The organism is Variovorax sp. GW822-FHT04E09, from assembly GCF_058800845.1.
The window spans coordinates 39,356-58,534 of sequence record NZ_JBXAMR010000011.1; the positions used below are offsets into that span (position 1 = coordinate 39,356).

The 19,179-nt window shown below is 68.9% G+C and carries 21 protein-coding genes; 15 read left to right on the top strand and 6 right to left on the bottom strand.

Going from position 1 to position 19,179, the window contains the following annotated elements; translation table 11 throughout:
• Positions 1–25: 25 nt before the first annotated feature.
• From AC1RL8_RS29145 to AC1RL8_RS29155, 3 genes are all read right to left on the bottom strand, one after another.
• Positions 26–526, bottom strand: a complete 501-nt coding sequence (locus AC1RL8_RS29145) for a phasin family protein (RefSeq protein WP_492687254.1) — start codon at positions 524–526, stop codon at positions 26–28.
• 55 nt (positions 527–581) lie between these two features.
• Positions 582–1,133 carry a hypothetical protein gene (locus AC1RL8_RS29150; protein ID WP_159274669.1) on the bottom strand — a complete coding sequence of 184 codons (552 nt, stop codon included), beginning with the start codon at positions 1,131–1,133 and terminating at the stop codon, positions 582–584.
• A 146-nt stretch (positions 1,134–1,279) separates the two neighbouring features.
• Complete coding sequence (locus AC1RL8_RS29155; protein ID WP_070063828.1) at positions 1,280–2,986, bottom strand: WS/DGAT/MGAT family O-acyltransferase; 1,707 nt, start codon at positions 2,984–2,986, stop codon at positions 1,280–1,282.
• 235 nt (positions 2,987–3,221) lie between these two features.
• Here AC1RL8_RS29155 and AC1RL8_RS29160 point away from each other — a divergent pair, with 235 nt between their 5' ends.
• Both AC1RL8_RS29160 and rocF read left to right on the top strand, forming a co-directional pair.
• A complete protein-coding gene (locus AC1RL8_RS29160; RefSeq protein ID WP_492687255.1) occupies positions 3,222–5,273 on the top strand; it encodes a prolyl oligopeptidase family serine peptidase in 2,052 nt (683 codons plus the stop codon).
• On the top strand, positions 5,270–6,196 hold the full coding sequence (gene rocF, locus AC1RL8_RS29165) for an arginase (RefSeq protein WP_492687256.1): 927 nt from the start codon (positions 5,270–5,272) through the stop codon (positions 6,194–6,196). Before AC1RL8_RS29160 ends, rocF begins: the two co-directional genes overlap by 4 nt.
• Before the next feature lie 13 nt (positions 6,197–6,209).
• Here the strand turns inward: rocF and AC1RL8_RS29170 are convergent, their stop codons facing one another.
• Together AC1RL8_RS29170 and AC1RL8_RS29175 are read right to left on the bottom strand one after the other, a co-directional pair.
• Positions 6,210–6,896, bottom strand: a complete 687-nt coding sequence (locus AC1RL8_RS29170) for a DUF2242 domain-containing protein (RefSeq protein ID WP_492687257.1) — start codon at positions 6,894–6,896, stop codon at positions 6,210–6,212.
• Positions 6,897–7,000: 104 nt separating this feature from the next.
• A complete protein-coding gene (locus tag AC1RL8_RS29175; protein ID WP_492687258.1) occupies positions 7,001–8,275 on the bottom strand; it encodes a Glu/Leu/Phe/Val family dehydrogenase in 1,275 nt (424 codons plus the stop codon).
• A gap of 252 nt (positions 8,276–8,527) precedes the next feature.
• Between AC1RL8_RS29175 and AC1RL8_RS29180 the strand changes: the two genes are divergently transcribed.
• The 13 genes from AC1RL8_RS29180 (at position 8,528) to AC1RL8_RS29240 (ending at position 18,442) form a co-directional block, all read left to right on the top strand.
• Entirely contained in the window at positions 8,528–8,983 is a 456-nt protein-coding gene (locus AC1RL8_RS29180) for a hypothetical protein (RefSeq protein WP_492687259.1), read from the top strand.
• Between the two features lie 143 nt (positions 8,984–9,126).
• Positions 9,127–9,594 carry an Lrp/AsnC ligand binding domain-containing protein gene (locus tag AC1RL8_RS29185; RefSeq protein ID WP_062478450.1) on the top strand — a complete coding sequence of 156 codons (468 nt, stop codon included), beginning with the start codon at positions 9,127–9,129 and terminating at the stop codon, positions 9,592–9,594.
• 115 nt (positions 9,595–9,709) lie between these two features.
• Positions 9,710–10,399, top strand: a complete 690-nt coding sequence (locus tag AC1RL8_RS29190) for a GntR family transcriptional regulator (protein WP_099793338.1) — start codon at positions 9,710–9,712, stop codon at positions 10,397–10,399.
• 229 nt (positions 10,400–10,628) lie between these two features.
• Positions 10,629–11,567 (top strand): fumarylacetoacetate hydrolase family protein, encoded by a 939-nt coding sequence (locus AC1RL8_RS29195; RefSeq protein ID WP_492687260.1) that lies wholly within the window; start codon positions 10,629–10,631, stop codon positions 11,565–11,567.
• 64 nt (positions 11,568–11,631) lie between these two features.
• On the top strand, positions 11,632–12,648 hold the full coding sequence (locus AC1RL8_RS29200; protein WP_492687261.1) for an ABC transporter substrate-binding protein: 1,017 nt from the start codon (positions 11,632–11,634) through the stop codon (positions 12,646–12,648).
• A gap of 17 nt (positions 12,649–12,665) precedes the next feature.
• Positions 12,666–13,229 (top strand): VOC family protein, encoded by a 564-nt coding sequence (locus AC1RL8_RS29205; protein ID WP_159274676.1) that lies wholly within the window; start codon positions 12,666–12,668, stop codon positions 13,227–13,229.
• 54 nt (positions 13,230–13,283) lie between these two features.
• Positions 13,284–14,054: an ABC transporter permease gene (locus AC1RL8_RS29210; RefSeq protein ID WP_307590429.1), complete on the top strand. Its 771-nt coding sequence runs from the start codon at positions 13,284–13,286 to the stop codon at positions 14,052–14,054.
• Between the two features lie 56 nt (positions 14,055–14,110).
• Positions 14,111–14,512, top strand: a complete 402-nt coding sequence (locus AC1RL8_RS29215; RefSeq protein WP_070063818.1) for a VOC family protein — start codon at positions 14,111–14,113, stop codon at positions 14,510–14,512.
• The gene (locus tag AC1RL8_RS29220; protein ID WP_307590426.1) at positions 14,509–15,324 is read left to right on the top strand and encodes an ABC transporter ATP-binding protein; all 816 of its coding nucleotides are present in this window, start codon (positions 14,509–14,511) and stop codon (positions 15,322–15,324) included. The genes AC1RL8_RS29215 and AC1RL8_RS29220 overlap by 4 nt, the downstream gene beginning before the upstream one ends.
• A gap of 40 nt (positions 15,325–15,364) precedes the next feature.
• A complete protein-coding gene (gene dapA, locus AC1RL8_RS29225) occupies positions 15,365–16,258 on the top strand; it encodes a 4-hydroxy-tetrahydrodipicolinate synthase (protein ID WP_083259398.1) in 894 nt (297 codons plus the stop codon).
• 6 nt (positions 16,259–16,264) lie between these two features.
• Complete coding sequence (locus AC1RL8_RS29230) at positions 16,265–17,107, top strand: alpha/beta hydrolase (protein WP_307636358.1); 843 nt, start codon at positions 16,265–16,267, stop codon at positions 17,105–17,107.
• The gene (locus tag AC1RL8_RS29235; protein WP_492687262.1) at positions 17,104–17,694 is read left to right on the top strand and encodes a malonic semialdehyde reductase; all 591 of its coding nucleotides are present in this window, start codon (positions 17,104–17,106) and stop codon (positions 17,692–17,694) included. The genes AC1RL8_RS29230 and AC1RL8_RS29235 overlap by 4 nt, the downstream gene beginning before the upstream one ends.
• Positions 17,695–17,704: 10 nt before the next feature.
• Positions 17,705–18,442, top strand: coding sequence for a sulfite exporter TauE/SafE family protein (locus AC1RL8_RS29240; RefSeq protein ID WP_159274679.1), 738 nt, complete (start codon positions 17,705–17,707; stop codon positions 18,440–18,442).
• Between the two features lie 12 nt (positions 18,443–18,454).
• Here AC1RL8_RS29240 and AC1RL8_RS29245 read toward each other — a convergent pair whose 3' ends face one another.
• Positions 18,455–19,156 (bottom strand): YggS family pyridoxal phosphate-dependent enzyme, encoded by a 702-nt coding sequence (locus tag AC1RL8_RS29245; protein WP_492687263.1) that lies wholly within the window; start codon positions 19,154–19,156, stop codon positions 18,455–18,457.
• Between the last annotated feature and the right edge of the window lie 23 nt (positions 19,157–19,179).

The following is a 19,179-nucleotide window of genomic DNA, read 5'->3' on the forward strand; positions in this document are numbered from 1 at the left end:
GCGTGTTGCGTGCGTTGCGTGCCGCTCAGCGCTTGCCGCCGGAGCCACTTGAACTGGACGGTTTCTCGAGTTTCGCGAGGCGTTCGCGCAACTGCGCCACCTCGTCGCGCAGGGCCTGAACCTCGTCGGCGCTGGGCATGCCCAGGCGTTGCAGGGCGGTGGCGACACGCTGGTCGAACACGTCCTCGAACTTGCGGATGCCGAAGGTGTCCAGGCTGGGGAAGCCGCGCGTCAGCGCCGCCTTGGCACCGGCCGCGTCGGCCTTGCCGTGCCCGATGCCCAGCAGGCCTTCGATCACGTTGGCCTGGCGCTTGGCGACATCGTTGCGCACGTTGTCCAGCGCCTTGAGGCCGGCGCGCAGCAGCGCTTCGGCCTTGTTGGTGCCCGCCGCAGCGGTGTCTGCGGGCGGGGCTTTTGCAGCCGGCGCCGCCTTGCGGGGCGCGGCCTTCTTCTTCGCCGCCGGAGCCTTCTTCGCAGGCGCCGCCCTCTTCTTCAACTTGGCAGTGTCATCGGGACGGGTCGCCATGCGGTGGTGCTCCAGGGGCGGTAGAAATGAAAAGGGCGCGGTCAGCGCCCCGGGATCAGGCCGCCTTGCGGGCAGCGCGGCGAACCGGCTTCTTGGCCGCAGCGACCTTGGCCTTCACGGTGCGCACGGGGGCGGCTTCTTCGGTGCCGCTCACACGGGCTTCGATCTGCTTGGTGCCGGCGACGATGCGGTCGGCGATCTGCACCGACACGGTGGCGAAGGGCTGGTTCACGGCCGACAGGGCGTTCAGCACGGTGGTGGCAGCGGGCGATTCGATCTGGGCGACGCGGTTGGCGACGGTTTCGATGCCGCTGGTGGTGCCGGCAGCGACGCGGTCCATCGCGTTCACGATGCGGCTGGTGTCGATGTCCAGGCGGTTGGACAGGAAACCATGCACCTTTTCTTGCGCGCCGATCAGGTTGGCCTTGATCTGCTCGCTCACCATCGGGATCTGGCGGTTGCCCAGGAACTCGCTGTAGCGCGAAGCAGCACCGCCCAGCAGGCGCTGCACGCCGGTGCGGTAGGCACCGACCAGGGTCTTGCCGGCGTCGTTGTACTGGCCGACGACGTGGATGGCGGCGGAAGCGATGTTGGTTTGCGTGGACATGTGAGATTTCTTTGAAGTTGAATGGCTCGCGGGGAATCGCGATGGGCCAATCATCTTCCGCAGGGCCTAGGCCTGGAAAACTAGAACGGTCGGAAAACTAGTCCAACTGCCCCAATTTTTTTTCCAGGCCGGGCCGGCCCTGTCGATCATGCCGCAGCGGCGCGCGGCGATGCGGCGGCCTTGCGGGCCGCGGGCCGGGGCGCAGCCTTCTTTGCCGCCGCCTTCTTCGCAGGGGCTTTCTTCGCCGCCGCCTTGACCGGTGCGGCCTTGGCAGGGGCCTTCTGCGCCGTCTTCTTGGCGGCGACGGCCTTCACCGGCGCCTTCTTGCGCGCGGCCGGCTTGCGGGCCGGTGCAGCGGCCTGGGCCTCTTCGTCCGCTTCTGGGGCGGGGGCGGCCACGGGCTTGGGCGGTGTGGCCGGCGCGCCGGAGACGGCCGGGTGCTTCTGCGTCAGCTCCATCAGCAGCTTGTGCTCGGCCAGCAGGTAGTCGCCGATCTCGGTGATGTCGGGCACGGCGCGGCGGCAGGCGATCAGGCCGTAGTCCATGCGGCCGTTGTAGCTTTGCACGGTGACGTTGAGCGCGGTGCCGTGGCTGGCGATCGACACCGGGTAGTAGCAGGTGACCAGCGCCCCCGCGAAGTACATCGGGAACGGCGCGCCCGCCACGTTCGAGACGGCCACGTTGGCCGCCGGCGGCAGCAGGTTGACGATGCCCGAGCGTCCCACCATCGACGCGATGCCCGACACCAGCCAGGGCGCGGCGAAGGTCGGGAAGTCGTCCAGGATCACGGCCTTGAAGCGGTTCATCGTCGACTTGGACGAGTTCGACGAGGCGTTGATCGCCTTCAGCCGCTGCAGCGGATCGGTGATGTCGGTGGCCAGGCTCACGAGGATCATGCTGGCCTGGTTGTTGGCCGTCTGGTCGCCCGCCTCGCGCAGGCTCACGGGCACGCCGGCCACCAGCGGCTTGGCCGGCAGCTCGTTGTTGTCGGCCAGGTAGTGGCGCAGCGCGCCGGCCACGGTGGCCAGCACCACGTCGTTGAGCGACACGCCGAAGTGCTTGGCGATGTACTTGGTCTCGGCCAGCGAGATGGTGCGCCCGGCGAAGGTGCGCTGGTTGGTGATCGACACGTTCAGCGAGGTGCGCGGCGCGAAGAGGTTGAACTTCTTCGGTGCGGTGGCGGCCGCCTTGTCGGCCGCCTTCTCGTCGGGCTGGGCCAGGCCGCCGATGGCGCGCGCGATGGCCGGCGCCATCTTGAAGAGCTTCACGTACTGCTGCGCCGTGTTGCGCAGCGCCGCCGTGGCGAGCTCGGCCATGCCCAGCTGGTAGCCGTTGCTGCGCGGGCGCGCACGCGGCGGCTTGATCACGCGGCCCGTGGCCTCGAGGTCGAAGATGGCCTTGCCCAGCTCGACGCCGGCCTGCCCGTCGATGCCCGCGTGGTGCACCTTGGTGTACAGCGCCACCTGGCCGCTCTTGAGGCCGTCGATGATGAAGAACTCCCACATCGGCCGGCTGCGGTCCATGAGCGTGGAGTGCAGCCGTGCCACGTACTGCTGCAGCTGGCGGTTGGTGCCCGGCTTGGGCAGCGTGATGTGGCGCACGTGGTAGTCGAGGTCGATGTCGTCGTCCTCGACCCACACCGGATTGGTCATGTCGAAGGGCATCAGCGCGAGCTTGCGCGTGAACACGTCGGCCAGGTGGATGCGGCTGGCCATGAAGGCCTTGGCGTCTTCGTAGAAGTCGCCCTTGTAGCCCTTGGGCAGGTCCAGCACGTTGAGCGAACCCACGTGCATCGGCATCTCGGGGGTTTCCAGGTGCAGGAAGGTGGCATCAAGACCGCTCAGGTGTTTCATGTGTGGTTCTCCTCGTTGGGGCATGCGCCGTCCGGCAGGATACCGTGGGCATCGCGTTCGTGGGCCTTCGCTTCTTCAGTGTTTCCACCGGGGGAAGGCACGCCCGGGACAGGGGTTTGCCCCAAGGATGGCCGGGGCGCGCATCCACATGTAATGAAAAAATCGACGCGCCTCGAATGCAGCAACAACTGCTCACAGGCCGCCGCATTCACGGGGGCTTCGTACACTGTGCCGCATGACCTCTGCGCACAACGACGACCCCCATCTCTGGCTCGAAGACATCGACGGCGAAGCCGCTCTGGACTGGGCTCGCCAGCAGAATGCAAGCGCCGTTCACACCTATGCGCAGTCGCCGGCCTTCCAGGCGATCGAGCAGGGCCTGCTCGAGGTGCTCGACTCGGACGCGCGGATTCCGATGGTCAGCAAGATCGGTGCGCTGTACTACAACTTCTGGCGCGACAAGGCGCACCCCAAGGGCCTGTGGCGCCGCACCACGCTCGACCAGTACCGCACGCCCGAGCCCACGTGGGAGACCGTGCTCGACCTCGACGCGCTGGCCGCGCAGGACGGCGAGAACTGGGTCTGGCACGGCGCCGACTGCCTGGAGCCCGCGTACGAACGCTGCCTGATCTCGCTGTCGCGTGGCGGTGCCGATGCCGACGTGGTGCGCGAGTTCGACCTGGTGAACCTGGCATTCGTCGAAGGCGGCTTCGCGCTGCCCGAGGCGAAGAACCACGTCACCTGGAAAGACATCGACCACCTGTACGTGGGCACCGATTTCGGCCCCGGCTCGATGACCAGCTCGAGCTACCCGCGCCTGGTGAAAGAGTGGCAACGCGGCACGCCGCTGGCCGAAGCCGTCACCGTGTACGAAGGCGCGCACGAAGACATGTCGGTGAGCGCCTGGAGCGACCACACGCCCGGCTTCGAGCGTGACTTCGTCTCGCGCCAGATCGACTTCTACGACAGCGAGACCTGGCTGCGCGCGCCCGACGGCACGCTCGCCAAGATCGACGTGCCCGACGACGCCAACACCGGCGTCACGCGCGAGTGGCTGCTGATCGAGCCGCGCGAAGACTGGACCGTGGCCGGCCGCACCTACACCGCCGGCTCGCTGCTGGCCGCGCGCTTCGACGACTACATGGCCGGCACGCGCGAGCTCACGCTGCTGTTCGAGCCCGACGACACCACCGCGCTCGACGACTACTCGTGGACGCGCCACCACCTCATCCTCAACGTGATGCACGACGTGGTGAACCGGCTGGAGGTGCTCACGCCGCCGGCGGACGGCCTGGGCGAGTGGGCCCGCGACAGCCTGGGCGGCGCGCCCGCGCTGTCGTGCGTGGCGGCCGGCGGCATCGATGAGACCGAGAGCGACGACTACTTCCTGACCGTGAGCGGCTTCCTGCAGCCGACCACGCTGTACATCGGCACCCTCGGCCAGGGCGAGCCGCAGCCGCTGAAGCACAGCCCCGGCTTCTTCGACGCCTCGCGCTTTCGCGTGAGCCAGCATTTCGCGACCTCGGCGGACGGCACGCGCGTGCCCTACTTCGAGATCGCTGCGAAAGACCTGGTGGCCGACGGCACGAACCCCACGCTGCAGTACGCCTACGGCGGCTTCGAGATCTCGCTGGAGCCGAGCTACAGCGGCGGCATCGGCCGTGCCTGGCTCGAACGCGGCGGCGTGTACGTGGTGGCGAACATCCGCGGCGGCGGCGAGTACGGCCCGCGCTGGCACCAGGCCGCGCTGCAGGAAAACCGCCTGCGCACCTGCGAAGACTTTGCGGCCGTGTCGCAGGACCTGTTTGCGCGCGGCATCACCTCGCCCGCGCACCTGGGCGCCATGGGCGGCAGCAACGGCGGCCTGCTCATGGGCAACATGCTCACGCTGTACCCGCAGCTGTACGGCGCCATCGTGAGCGAGGTGGCGCTGCTCGACATGAAGCGCTACACGCAGCTGTCGGCCGGCGCCTCATGGATCGCGGAGTACGGCGACCCGGAACTGCCCGACGAGTGGGAATTCATCCGGACCTTCTCGCCCTACGAGAACGCCCGGGCCGGCACGCCCTACCCGCCCGCCCTTTTCACCACCTCCACGCGCGACGACCGCGTGGGGCCCGTGCATGCGCGCAAGATGCACGCGAAGCTGCTCGCACAAGGGCACGACAGCAGCTTCTACGAAAACATGGAAGGCGGCCACAGCGCCGCCGCCGACAACAAGGCGTCCGCCTTCATGGATGCGCTCGGCTACGCCTACCTCTGGCACCACATCGGGAGACCGGCATGAACAGCAGCAGTACCGCCACCACCCTCGAACTGATCGGCGCGCCGACCGACATCGGCGCCAGCGTGCGCGGCGCGGGCATGGGCCCCGACGCGCTGCGCGTGGCCGGCCTGGCCGAGGCGCTGGCGGGCCAGGGCTTCACGGTGCTCGACCGCGGCAACCTCGCGGGCCCGGCCACACCGTGGGCGCCGCCGGCCAACGGGCTGCGCCACCTCACCGAAGTGATCGCGTGGAACCGCTCGGTCTACGCCGCCGTCGACACCGCGCTGGGCGCCGGCCACGTGCCGGTGATGCTGGGCGGCGACCACTGCCTGGCGATCGGCTCCATCAGCGCCGTGGCCTGGCATGCGCGAAAACGCGGCAAGAAGTTGCGCGTGCTGTGGCTCGATGCGCACTCCGACGTCAACACCGAGACCACGAGCCCCAGCGGCAACCTGCACGGCATGCCGGTGTCGTGCCTGCTGGGCCACGGGCCGGCGGACCTCACGGGCTGGAGCGGCGAGCCCGCGGCGCTGGCGCACGACGCGATCCGCTTCATCGGCATCCGCAGCGTCGATGCCGACGAGAAGGAAGCGATCCGCACGCTCGGCCTGCACGTGTTCGACATGCGCCACATCGACGAGAACGGCATGCGCACCACCATGACCGAGGCGCTTCAAGATGTGGACGAAGACACCCACCTGCACGTGAGCTTCGACCTCGATTGCCTCGACCCGGCCGATGCGCCCGGCGTGGGCACGGGCGTGCGCGGCGGGCCGACCTACCGCGAGATGCAGCTGTGCATGGAAATGATCGCCGACACCGGACGGCTCGGCTCGGTCGACGTGGTGGAACTCAACCCCGCGCTCGACGTGCGCAACCAGACGGCCGAGGTGGCGGTGGAGCTGATCGAGAGCCTGTTCGGCAAGTCGACGCTGGTGCGCTGACTGCCAAGCTTGTTCAGCCGCGGTTCGGCGACGGCGATACCGGAAAAGTCGTTGCAGCGGGGCGTGCAGTCGGCTTCGGTGCCTCATCCGCGGGTGCGGCATCGGCCGGCATGTCGGGGCCGCCGCCCTGCAGGAAGCGCTCGACCAGCGTGAAGAAGCGGTCGTAGAAACGTTCGTCGGACAGCGTCTCGCTCGCCACCTTGACCATCGCCTCGTTGCTGCCGCCGAAGGGCAGCGAAAGCGAGCCGATGGCGCCCACGCCCAGGCTGGCCGAGTTGCTGCCCTTCTTCAGGCCGTAGCGGTCCTGCAGCGCGGTCGCGAAGGCCACGGTGCTGCGTCCGGCCGAGGCGCTGCCAGTACCCATTTCTCGCGCGCAGACCACGCGGAACTCGACCTCGACGTGCGTCTCGGCCGCGGGCTGGAAGCTCTTGCGCGCGGTCACCAGGTCGGCGTTGGCGGCCGTGACCATGTAGCCCTGGCTCAGCAGCGCACGGCGCGCCGCCTCGCAGGTCTGGGCCTCGCTGGCGGCGTAGTTGCGCGTGTGGGTGGTGGTGGAGTCGAAGTCTTCGGGCTCGTAGGCCTGCCCCTTGCCGAAGCTGCCGCAGCCGGCCAGCAACAGGGCCGACAGCAGGCCCGGGAACAGAAACGCCGGCACGCGGGCCGGCGAAGAGAAGAAAGCAGCAGGAGTGGTGGGGGGCATGGCAGGGCGGGAAGGACACCGGATGCTAACCAACCGGCGGCTTCGCTTCGAGCCCCCGGCAGGCCGGGGGTTCCCGAAAGGCCCTGAAAGCCCCGGAGATCGCGTCAGGGGTACAGACCGCGTTCCTGGCGCGCCATCAGGATGCGCTCGCAGGCCACCGCATACGTGGCGGTGCGCAGCGGGATCTTGTGCTTGTCGGCCGTGTCCCAGATCTGGTTGAGCGCGTTCATCATGATGCGGTCGAGGCGCACGTTGATCTCGTCCTCGTCCCAGAAGAAGGACGAGAAGTCCTGCACCCATTCGAAGTACGAGACCGTCACGCCGCCGGCGTTGCAGATCACGTCGGGCACGACCAGCACGCCGCGCTCGGCCAGGATGTCGTCGGCCTCGGGCACCGTCGGGCCGTTGGCGCCTTCGAGCACCAGCTTGGCGGTGGTCTTCTTGGCGCGTTCGGCCGTGAGCTGGCCTTCGAGGGCGGCGGGGATCAGGATGTCGCAGGTCACGTCCCAGAAGTCTTCGTTCGGCACGATGTCGCCGCCGGCCTTGAAGCCAACCACGCCGTCGGTGCGCGAGATGGGCACCAGCTGGGCCAGATCGAGGCCGTTGGTGTTCACGATGGTGCCGGTGTGGTCCTGCACCGCGACGATCTTGGCGCCTGCCTCGACGAAGAGTTCGGCCGCGACCGAGCCCACGTTGCCGAAGCCCTGCACCGCGATGCGCGCGCCGCGCAGGTCCATGCCCAGGCGGCGGGCCGCTTCACGGCCGGTGACGAACACGCCGCGGCCGGTGGCCTTCACGCGGCCCAGCGAGCCGCCCAGGTGCAGCGGCTTGCCGGTGACCACGCCGGTGGCGGTGCCGCCGACGTTCATCGAGTAGGTGTCCATCATCCACGCCATGATCTGCGCGTTGGTGTTCACGTCGGGCGCGGGGATGTCGGTGTGCGGGCCGATGATGATGCCGATCTCGCTGGTGTAGCGGCGCGTGACCTTCTCGAGTTCTTGCAGCGACAGCTTTTTCGGGTCGACGCGGATGCCGCCCTTGGCACCGCCGTACGGCAGGTTCACGGCGGCGGTCTTGATGGTCATCCAGGCCGACAGCGCCATCACTTCTTCCAGCGTGACGTCGGGGTGGAAGCGCACGCCGCCCTTGCCCGGGCCGCGGCTCATGTTGTGCTGCACGCGGTAGCCCTCGAAGTGGGCGATGGTGCCGTTGTCCATCTCGATCGGCACGTCGACGATCAGCGCGCGCTTGGGGCGCTTGAGGGTTTCGACCCAGCGCGCCAGCGGGCCGAGGTACGGCACGACGCGATCGACCTGCGACAGGTAGGTGCCCCAGGGGCTGTTGGCCGTCGGATTGACGAAGGAGAGTTTCTCGTTCATGGAAGATTCCCTTGGTTGGAATGGATGGGCGCAACGATATTCCGACTGAGGGCCGCGCGCCATGGCTTATGCATGCCGCGATGGCGGTTATGCAAGAGAAGTTGGAAGGCCCCTTGCGGCCCCTCTCGGCGCGGCCCGATGCAGGTGGATACGCACATGACAAAACCGTCATCCAGACGTTATCGGTCGCGTGGATGCGCTTCGTACAGTCGTTCTCACCAACCAAGCAACCACCTCAAGGAGTGAACGAACATGAAGCTGTCTGCCACCACCCGCCTTCTGAACACCGCCGCCGTCGCCGCCCTGCTGGGCCTGGCCGCCGCGCCGAGCTTTGCCGGCAACTACGCCGAAGGCGACCCGCGTCCCGCACCCTTCGCGTCGTCGACGACACGCACCGCCGTGACGGCCGACGCCCAGCAGTGGCTGAAGACCGCGCCCACCCAGGGCTACAACGAGAACATGGGCCAGGAGCCGGTCGCGGTCTCGGCCAACAGCCGCGCCGCCGTGGCCGCCGACACCCAGCTGTGGATCCGCTCAGGCCTGGCCGCCCAGCAGTCGGGCGAAGCCGGCGCCGACACGTCGCGCCCCGGCTACCGCGAAGCCCAGGCTGCGTACACCAAGCTGCGCGAAGGCCCGGCCTACGGCGCGCTGGTCGACCAGCTCTCGGGCCGCCAGGCCGCCGCACCCGGCGCGACCACGGTGCGTTGAATGCGGTGACCCACGGCTTTCGGTAGTTCAAATGACTGCGAAAGGGTAGTCCAACGGCATTTCCTTGGTTCTATCTCCTATGGCCGTGGCAAATAGGCCGCATTTCTTGCAGCCGATCGATGTGTGCGCCGGATAATCCTCGAATGCTTGATCTGGACCGCATCGATCTGCGCCTGCTGAAGATCCTTCAGGAAGACGGCCGCATCACCAACCTCAAGCTGGCAGAGGCGGTCGCGCTCTCCCCCACCGCCGTGCTGGCGCGCGTGCAGCGCCTCACGCGCGACGGCTTCATCCTGGGCTACGAGGCCCGCCTCGACCCCTACAAGCTGGGGCGCGGCTTCACCGTGTTCGTCGAGGTGCTGCTCGACCGCACCACCGCCAACGTGTTCGACCAGTTCAAGGCCGCCGTGCAGGTGCGCGACGAGATCATGGAATGCCACATGGTCGCCGGCGGCTTCGACTACCTCCTCAAGACCCGCATGGCCGACATGGCCGCCTACCGCGAATTCGCCGGCACCGTGCTGTGGCAGTTGCCCGGGGTGCGCGAGACGCGCACGTATGCGGTGATGGAAGAGGTGAAGAGCAGCGCGCGCTTGCCGCTGGGGGTCTGAGGCGCACGCCCGCCCGGGGCGTTTGGGCTGGCGTTATTGCATGCGACAATTAAATTTTGTCGACAATATGTCGCCGCGCACCGAGCGGGGCGACACGCCCCCGAAGAAGCAAACCATGGAAAACGAGCCTGGAAAAACGCTGTCCCAGACCATCTCGGACCGCCTGGCCGAGGAAATCGTGCTGCGCCGTTTCCAGCCCGGCGAGCGCCTGGACGAACAGACGATCGCGACGCGCTTCGGCGTCTCGCGCAGCCCGGTGCGCGATGCGCTGCGGCAGCTGGCCTCGACCCGGCTGATCGAGCACCTGCCGCGCCGCGGCTTCTCGGTGGCGACAATGGCGCCCGCCGATCTGGACGGCCTCTTCGAAGCCTCCGGCGAACTGGAAGCCCTGTGCGCCAAGCTGTGCGCGCTGCGCGCCGCGCCGTCGGAGCGCAAGCGCATCGAGTTCGTTCACCAGCAAGCCGGGCGCGCCGCGGCCGAGGGCGACGCGAAAGCGTACGCCGCGCTGAACGAGGAATTCCACGCGCTGATCTACGCCGGCGCCCGCAACAAGACGCTGCAGGACCTCGCACTGAGCCTGCGGCAGCGCCTCGCCCCCTTCCGCTCGCAAGGCTTCTTCACGACGGAAAACCGCCTGCAGCATTCCCATGTCGAGCACGAAGCCCTCGTTGCCGCCCTGCTGGCGCACGACGGTGACGCCGCCGCCGCCGCCATGCACAGCCATGCGGCCAACTCGGCGATGAACGTGCTGCAGCACTTCGACGGCAGCGCCTCCCGCACCCCGTCTTCCAGCGCCGCCGCCTGACGCGGCTGCCGCGCCCCCTCCCTCCCTCCCGTTTCCGCTGCCCGCCCCGGCCCGCCGCTCCCGGCGCAGGCCGGCCGCGGCATGCGTCCGCACGCCCGTTTCAGGCATGCCGCGACAAACCCTTGACGTTCGTGAACACCAAAACATAAAATTGCACACAATTCGCAGACACTGAATGCAAAACACCCGTCGCGGATTCCAACCCACCTACAAAAGAGGAGTCAATCGAATGTCTTGGATCGCGCTCGCCACTTACCGCCGCGCCGGTGGGCTTGCCCCCGCCCTGGTGATCGACAGCCAGCTGTACGACCTGGAGGCGGCCCGCGCGGCCGGCCTGCCACCGCTGCCCGAAACCTGGGTCACGCAAGGCGTCGAAGCCATGCTGCGCGACTGGGCGAACGCCCAGGCCTGGCTGCGCGACGCCGCGCCCATCGCCGCCGCGCTGGCCGCCTCGGGCGCGATCCGGCCGGTGGCCGACGGCGCCGCGGCCGTGGCTGCGCCCTTCGTGCCGAGCCGCATCTTCTGCGCCGCCTCGAACTACGCCTCGCACGCCAACGAAATGGGCACCGTGCTGGCGGCCAAGTCGCAGAGCAAGCCGTACATGTTCCTGAAGCTCTCGAACACGGTGATCGGCAACGGCGAGACGATCCAGATGCCGCCCGAAACCAGCAAGCTCGACTGGGAGGTCGAACTCGCCGCCGTGATCGGCAAGCGCTGCCGCCGCGTGTCGGTCGAGGACGCACTCGACGCCGTGGCCTGCTACACGATCGTCAACGACATCTCGGCGCGTGACCTCAACATCCGCGGCGACTACCCGTTCAAGCACGACTGGTTCCAGGGCAAGTGCCACGACACCTTCGCGCCCATCGGCCCGTGGCTGGTGCCCGCCTGGCAGATCCCCGACCCGCAGGCCGTGCAGATGCGCCTGGACGTGAACGACGAGCCCATGCAGCAGGACAGCACGGCCAACATGATCTGGACGGTGCGCGAGCAGATCGCCTACCTGTCGACCATCGTCACGCTCGAACCCGGCGACGTGATCGCCACCGGCACGCCCACCGGCGTGGGCATGGGTCGGGGTATCTACCTGAAGCCGGGCGACCGGCTGGTGGCGAGCATCGAGGGCATCGGACGGCTTTCCAATCAAGTGCAGGCAGAGCGCGTCTGAGCGCCGCCACGGCGGGGCCACGGCCCCGTTCTTTCGCATCACAACAAGGTATGGAGACAACGACATGCAACCCACCCGCAGAGGATTCGCCGCGATCGCGCGCGCACTGACCGGCCTCGCCTTCAGCGCGTTGCTGGCCGGCGCGCCCCCCGCGTTCGCCCAGGAGAAGGTCACCTACAACATGGCCTGGCTGCCGCAGGGCAGCTCGGTGGGCGTGATCGTCGCGCAGGCGCAGGGCTACTTCCGCGAACTGGGCCTGGACACCGCCATCGTGCGCGGCTACGGCGGCAACCGCACCGCCAATGAGCTCGACCAGGGCCAGTTCGAATTCGGCTACGTCGACCCGATCAGCCTCGTGCTCAACCGCGCCAACGGCGGCAAGATCCGCATGATCGGCGCCATCAACACACGCTGGCCCGCCGGCATCTGTTTCGACACCAAGCGCCACCAGCCCAAGACGCCCGCCGACATGAAGGGCCTGCGCCTGGGCGGCGGCTCGGCCTCGCCGGTGCACAACGTCGTGCCCGCCTGGCTGGAGCTGAACCGCCAGCCCAAGGGCAGCATCCGCCTGCTGCGCATGGACCCCGCCGTGGTCGACGCCTCGCTGATCGAAGGCAAGGTCGACCTGGCCGAATGCTGGCGCGGGAGCAACCGCGCCGTCACCCAAAAGCAGGCCAACGCCGCGGGCGTGACGCTCGGCTGGATCGAGTACAGCGACTTCGGCCTGGACGCCTACGGCAGCGGCTTCGCGGCCAGCGAAGACCTGATCAAGAAGCGCCCCGAGGTGGTGAAGAAGTTCCTGCGCGCCTCGTACCGCGGCTACGAGTTCGCGATGGCCAACCCCGAGCAGGCGGCCGACCTCATGGTGAAGATGTTTCCCACCACCGACCGCGCCGTGGCGCTGGCGCAGATCAAGGACATGAACGACCTGCTGGTCGACCCCGCGGCCAAGGCCAAGGGGCTGGGCCACCTGCGCGATGACCGCATGCGCGCCACCGTGCAGTTCGTCGACAAGGCCTTCGGCCTCGGCGGCAAGGTGCAGCCGCAGGACGCGTACAGCAACGACCTGCTCGCACCATGAGCGCGGGAGCAACACCGATGGTTCAACGCCCCCGTCCCCAGCGCCTCGGGCACGTCGTGCTCAACGTGCGCGACCTGAAGGCCTCCGTGCGCTTCTACACCGAGATCGTCGGGCTGGAAGTGTCCGACCACATCGAGGACCAGATGGCCTTCCTGCGCTGCGGGAACGACCACCACGACCTGGCGCTGGCGCAGATTGCGCCCGGCGACCCGCAGCATGCGGCCACCTACGTGCCGGGACGGCCCGGGCTGGAGCACTTCGCCTACCAGCTCGGCTCGCTGGCCGAGATCGAGGACGCCGCGCGCTACCTGCAGGCGCAGGGCATCGACATCGTGCGCGGCATCGGCAAGCACGGGCCCGGCGAGAACCTGTTCCTCGTGTTCAAGGACCCCGACGGCAACTACTGCGAGTTCTACGCGGAGATGGTGCAGATCACGCCCGCGCAGCCCTACACGCCCCGCGTCTGGAAGAACGACCTCGCGGCCTTCGACCAGTGGCACTTCGACCGGTTCGTGGTGCCGCCGCCCGAGTGGGGGCCGCGCACGGCCCGGGACGAAGACAGCGACGACCCGAAGCGCTGAACGCCCACCACGCGACAAGACACGACACATAAAAAAGATCCGGAGACAAGACACATGCACCCCGCCCCTTCCTCGCGCGCCGAATCGTGGCGCCGCTTCACCGACCCCGCCCTGCTGTTCCTCGCACTGGGCCTGCTGTGGGAAAAATCGGTCGACGTGTTCGGCATCAAACGCTACCTGCTGCCGCCGCTGTCGCAGGTGCTCGACAGCCTGTGGACCAACCGCATGGCACTGCTCGTGCAGTCGTGGGTCACGACGCAGGAGGTGCTGGCCGGCTTCGCGCTGGCGGCCGTCGGCGGCGTGCTGCTCGGGCTCGCGATCCACGCCATCCCGGTGGTGCGACGGTCGCTGTACCCGCTCATCGTGGTGTTCCAGGGCCTGCCCAAGATCGCGCTGGCGCCGCTCATGGTGATCTGGTTCGGCTACGGCGACACCTCGAAGGTGCTGATGGCCTTTCTCTTCGCCTTCTTCCCGGTGGTGATCGCCACCATGGGCGGGCTGGCGGGCACGCCGGCGCACCTGGTGGAGCACTTCCGCGCCATCCGCGCCTCGTCCTGGACCACCTTCCGCCGCCTCTACGTGCCCTCGGCGCTGCCGTCGATCATGGACGGGCTGCGCTCGGCCATGCCGCTGGCCGTGATCGGCGCGATCGTGGGCGAGTTCGTCGGCTCCGAGCGCGGGCTCGGCCACCTCATCCTGGAGGCCAACGCCAACGCGCGCACCGACTACCTGTTCGCCGCGCTGGTGGTGATCTCGGTGGTCGCCGGCCTGCTGTACCTGCTGGTCGAGCTGGCCGCCAAGCGCATCTGGTGGCGCGGGCTCTGAGCCCCTTCCTTTTCTCTTTCGCCTTTTCCAAAAATTTCAACTCAGGAGACATCCCCATGGCCAAACTGCGTCACATCGCCCTTGCCGTTCCCGATCCCCAGAAGGCGGCCAAGTTCTACAGCGAGGTCTTCGACCTCACCATCGTCGAGCCCACACACTCGCCCATCGCCGACGGCGTGTACCTCACGGACGGCACCATCTGCCTGGCGCTGCTGAACTACAAGACCGACGAGGCCGCAGGCCTTGAGAAGGGCAAGGACTGGATCGGCACGCACCACTTCGGCTTCTGGGTCGACGACCTCGATGCACAGCGCAAGGCCATCGAGGACCACGGCGGCACCTTCTTCATGGACCTGCCGCACGACAAGAAGAGCCTGTACTACGAGATGAAATTCCGCGACCTCGACGGCGTGGTCTTCGACATCTCCGAAGGCGGCTGGGTGGGAGCACGCAAGTGAAGCCTGGGACCGTGGCCACCGGCGAGGCGACGGTGCGCGCCCCCGGTGCCATCGACACGGCGATCGGCGTCAGCCGCGTCGCCAAGACCTTCGACGCGCGCCACAGCGTGCGCGCGCTGGAGCAGGTCGACTTCACGGTGCAGCGCGGCGAGTTCGTCTCGATCCTGGGGCCGAGCGGCTGCGGCAAGAGCACCCTGCTGCGCATCGTGGCCGGGCTGATCCAGCCCGACGCGGGCGGTGAGGTGCGCGTGCTCGGCCACCTGCAGACGCGGATGTCCGACGACGTGGGCGTGGTGTTCCAGACCCACAACATGCTGCCGTGGGAAACCGTGGAAGCCAACATCCGCCTCGCGGCCGAGGTGCGCAAGCTGCCGAAGAAGGACATCGACGAACGCGTGGAAGCGCTGCTGCCGATCCTCAAGCTGGAGAAGTTCCGCCGCAACTACCCTCACGAGCTCTCGGGCGGCATGCGCCAGCGCGCGGCGCTCGGGCAGATCCTCGTGATGCGGCCCCAGGTGCTGCTGCTCGACGAGCCCTTCGGGGCGCTCGACGCACTCACGCGCGACCAGCTCAACGTCGAGCTGCTGCGCCTGTGGCAGGAGATGCGCCAGACGGTGATCCTCATCACCCACAGCATCTCGGAGGCCGTCTTTCTCTCGGACCGCGTGCTCGTGATGTCCGAGCGGCCGGGGCGCATCGTCGAGGACATCCGCATCGACCTGCCGCGCCCGCGCGACCCGCGCACCACCAAGGAAGCGGCCGCCTTCGGCCACTACGTGGTGCAGCTGGGCCACCTGATGGGCGTCGACTGACGCCGCCCGTCGCCCCCTTTTTCTTCTGGAGCTTTCTGCCTTGAACCTCTCGAAATTCCACGGCGTCGTGCCCGCCATGGCCACGCCTTTCACCGCCGACCACCGGCTCGACGAAGCCCGCGTCGGCGAACTGATCGACAGCTACATCCGCGCCGGCGTGCACGGCATTTCCGTCGCCGGCAGCCAGGGCGAGTTCTTCGCCCTGGAGCGCGACGAGCACATCCGCCTGCTGGAGCTGTCGATGCGCGCCATCGACGGCCGCGTGCCGTTGTATGCCGGCACCGGCGGCGCCACCACGCGCGACGCCATCGCGCTCACGCAGGCCGCCGAAGCCCTGGGCGCCGACCTGGCGCTGGTGATCACGCCGTACTTCGTGCAGCCCACGCAGGACGAACTGGTGGCCCACTACACCGCCGTGGCGCGCGCGACGAAGCTGCCGGTGATGCTCTACAACAACCCGCCGCGCACCGCCGTCAACGTGCTGCCCGCCACGCTCGCGCGCTGCATGCAGGCGGCCGACAACATCGTGGGCATGAAGGACTCGGGCGGCGACCTCACGCAATCCATCGAGTACCTGCTGACCGCGCCGCGCCCCGCGCTGCTGTTCTCGGGCCGCGACACCATCGCGCTGTCGATGATGTTCCACGGCGCGCAAGGCACCATCTCGCCCGCCGCCAACGTGTTCCCCGAGCTCATGGTGCGCATGTACGACGCGCTGCGCGCCGGCCGCCACGACGAGGCGCTGCGCGTGTCGAACATCTTCGCGCCGCTGCGCGCGGCCTGGGCCTGGGGCTCGTTCCCGGTCGTCATCAAGGAAGCGATGACGCTCGCGGGCCGCAGCGCCGGGCCGACGCGCCCACCCGTCGCCGCGCTGCCGGAGAAGGTGCGCGCCGACCTGCGGGCCGTGGTCGAGCGCATCGGCGCCAGCGCGTAACCCGCCATGCCGCCGAACCCCACGGCCGGCGACGGCGAGCGCCGCTACAACGCGCGCCTGGCCGTCCCGCACTACCAGGACATCTTCGACGGCTGGGCACGCGCGTCCGCCGCGGTGCGCGAGCGCGCCCGCGCGCGGCTCGACATCGCCTACGGGCCGCACGCGGCCGAGCGCCTCGACCTGTTCCTGCCCGAGGGCCGCCCACGCGGCACGCTGGTGTACATCCATGGCGGCTACTGGCGCTCGCTCGACAAGAGCGACGCCTCGCTGGTCGCGCCGCCTTTCACCGCGGCCGGCTACGCGGTCGCGGTCGTCAACTATGCGCTGTGCCCGGCGGTGGACGTGGAGACCATCGTCGCGCAGGTTCGCCGTGCGGCCGCATGGCTCGCGTCGCACCACGCGCAATGGGATGCCCCGCCGGCACGCCTGTTCGCCTGCGGGCATTCGGCCGGCGGGCACCTGGCGGCGATGCTGCTGGCCACCGAGCCGGTGGTGGCGGCCGCGATCTGCATCAGCGCGCTGTACGACCTGCGCCCGCTGCTCGACGTGCCGTCGGTGATGGACGCCACGCGCTTCACGCCGCGCAGCGCGGCGGCGCTGAGTCCGGCGCTGTGGCGTCCCCTGACCGGTACGCGACTGCTCACCGCCCTGGGCGGCAACGAGAATCCTGGCTTCCGCGAACAATGCGACACCATCCGCCTGCACTGGCGCGACGTTCATGCGGGCCACATCGAGTGCCCGGGTCATGATCATTTTTCGATCCTCGACGAACTGACGCGCGCCGACGGCGCGATCGCGACAGCGACCTTGCGGCTGATGCAGTCCTTCGACCTTCCACGTTCCCCATGATTCCAGACAGCGCCCTCGACACCCTCTTTCGCCAGGCCCGCTCCCACAACGGCTGGCTGCCCCGCCCGGTCAGCGAGGCGCAGCTGCGCCAGATCCACGAACTCGTGAAGTGGGGTCCGACTTCGGCCAACTGCTCGCCGATGCGCGTGGTCTTCGTGCGCACCGACGAAGGCCGCGAACGCCTGCGGCCGCTGCTCTCGCCCGGCAATGTCGAGAAGACGATGACGGCGCCCGTCACCGCGATCCTCGGTTTCGACACGGCCTTCTACCGCGAGCTGCCACGGCTCTTTCCGCACCGGCCGTCGATGCAGGACGACTTCACGGGGCCCGACAAGGAGGCGCACGCGCTGCGCACGGCCTTTCGCAACGCGAGCCTGCAGGCGGGCTACTTCATGCTCGCGGCACGCGCCATCGGGCTGGATTGCGGGCCGATGTCGGGCTTCGATGCCGCAGGCATGGACGCAGCGTTCTGGCATGGCACGTCGGTACGCACGAATTTCCTGTGCAACCTCGGCCACGGCGACCCTGCCCAGCTGTTCGACCGCCACCCGAGGCTCGCGTTCGAAGAAGCCTGCCGCTTCGCCTGAGGGTCGCGCGATGCTTGTCGATGCGACGTTGATCGCCGCAGCCTTCGTGGCGGGCACCCTGAACGCGGTGGCCGGCGGCGGCAGCTTCCTGACGCTGCCGGCCCTGGTGTTCGCGGGCGTGCCGGCCGTGAGCGCCAACGCCACGGGCACGCTCGCGCTGCTGCCCGGCTACCTGTCGGCGGCCTGGGGCTTGCGCGGCGACACCCAACCGCCGCCCGGGCTGTCCATGCGGACGCTCGTGGTGCTGTCGCTGATCGGCGGCAGTACCGGCGCGCTGCTGCTCCTGCTGACGCCCGATGCCACCTTCCGCCGCGTCGTGCCCTGGCTGCTGCTGCTCGCCACCTTGCTGTTCGTGCTGGCACCGCGCCTCACGGCGTCTCGACAGTCGGGCGCGCACCGGCCGGCGGTCGCGATGGTCTCGGTGCTCGCCGTCACGGTCTACGGCGGCTACTTCAACGGCGGGCTGGGCATCCTGCTGCTGGCACTGTTCGGCTTGCTCGGCCAGACCCGCCTGCTGGCGGCCAACGGGCTCAAGAACCAGGTGTCGGCGCTGCTCACGCTGATCGCGGTCGCCCTCTATGCCTGGGGCGGCCTGATCGCCTGGCGCGAGGCCGCGATCATGGCGGGCGCCGCGCTGCTCGGCGGCTACCTCGGCGCCCGGGGCGCGCGGCGCCTGCCGCCGGCCTGGCTGCGCGCGGGCATCGTCGCCACGGGGCTGACGATGAGCTTGCTGTTCTTCCTGCGCTAGGGGCCTATGACTTCAGGCGGGCTTGCGCGCCCGCCCGCCGAAGATCGCCGTACCGACCCGCACCATCGTGCTGCCGGCGCTGACCGCCGCTTCGAGGTCGCCACTCATGCCCAGCGACAGCGTGTCCAGCGCGATGCCCGCCGCGCGGATCGCCTCGAACACCGCATGGGCGCGCAGGCACAGTTCGCGCTGCGCCGCGAAATCGGGCGCCGGTTCGGGGATCGCCATAAGCCCGCGCAGCGTCAGTTGTGGCAAGGCCGCCACAGCGCGCGCGAGCGCCAAGGCTTCTTCCGGCGGCACGCCAGACTTGTTCGCGCCGCCGTCCACGTTGACCTGCAGGCACACCTGCAACGGCGGCAGGTGGGCCGGGCGCTGGGCCGACAGGCGCTCGGCGATCTTCAGGCGGTCGATGCTGTGGACCCAGTCGAACTGCTCGGCCACGGGCCGCGTCTTGTTGCTCTGCAGAGGGCCGATGCAGTGCCATTCGAGCCCCGCGCGCAGGTCGGCCAGCGCGGCAATCTTGTCCAGCCCCTCCTGCACGTAGTTCTCGCCGAAGGCCGCCTGGCCGGCCGCGTGCGCCTCGCGCACCGCCTCCGGCCCGAAGGTCTTGGACACCGCCAGCAGGCGCACCGCCGACGGGTCGCGCCCGGCCTGCGCACAGGCCCGGTCGATCCGGGCCCTTACTTGCTGGAGATCGTCGCCAATCATCGTCATAATCTTCCGAATTCGTATCAAAA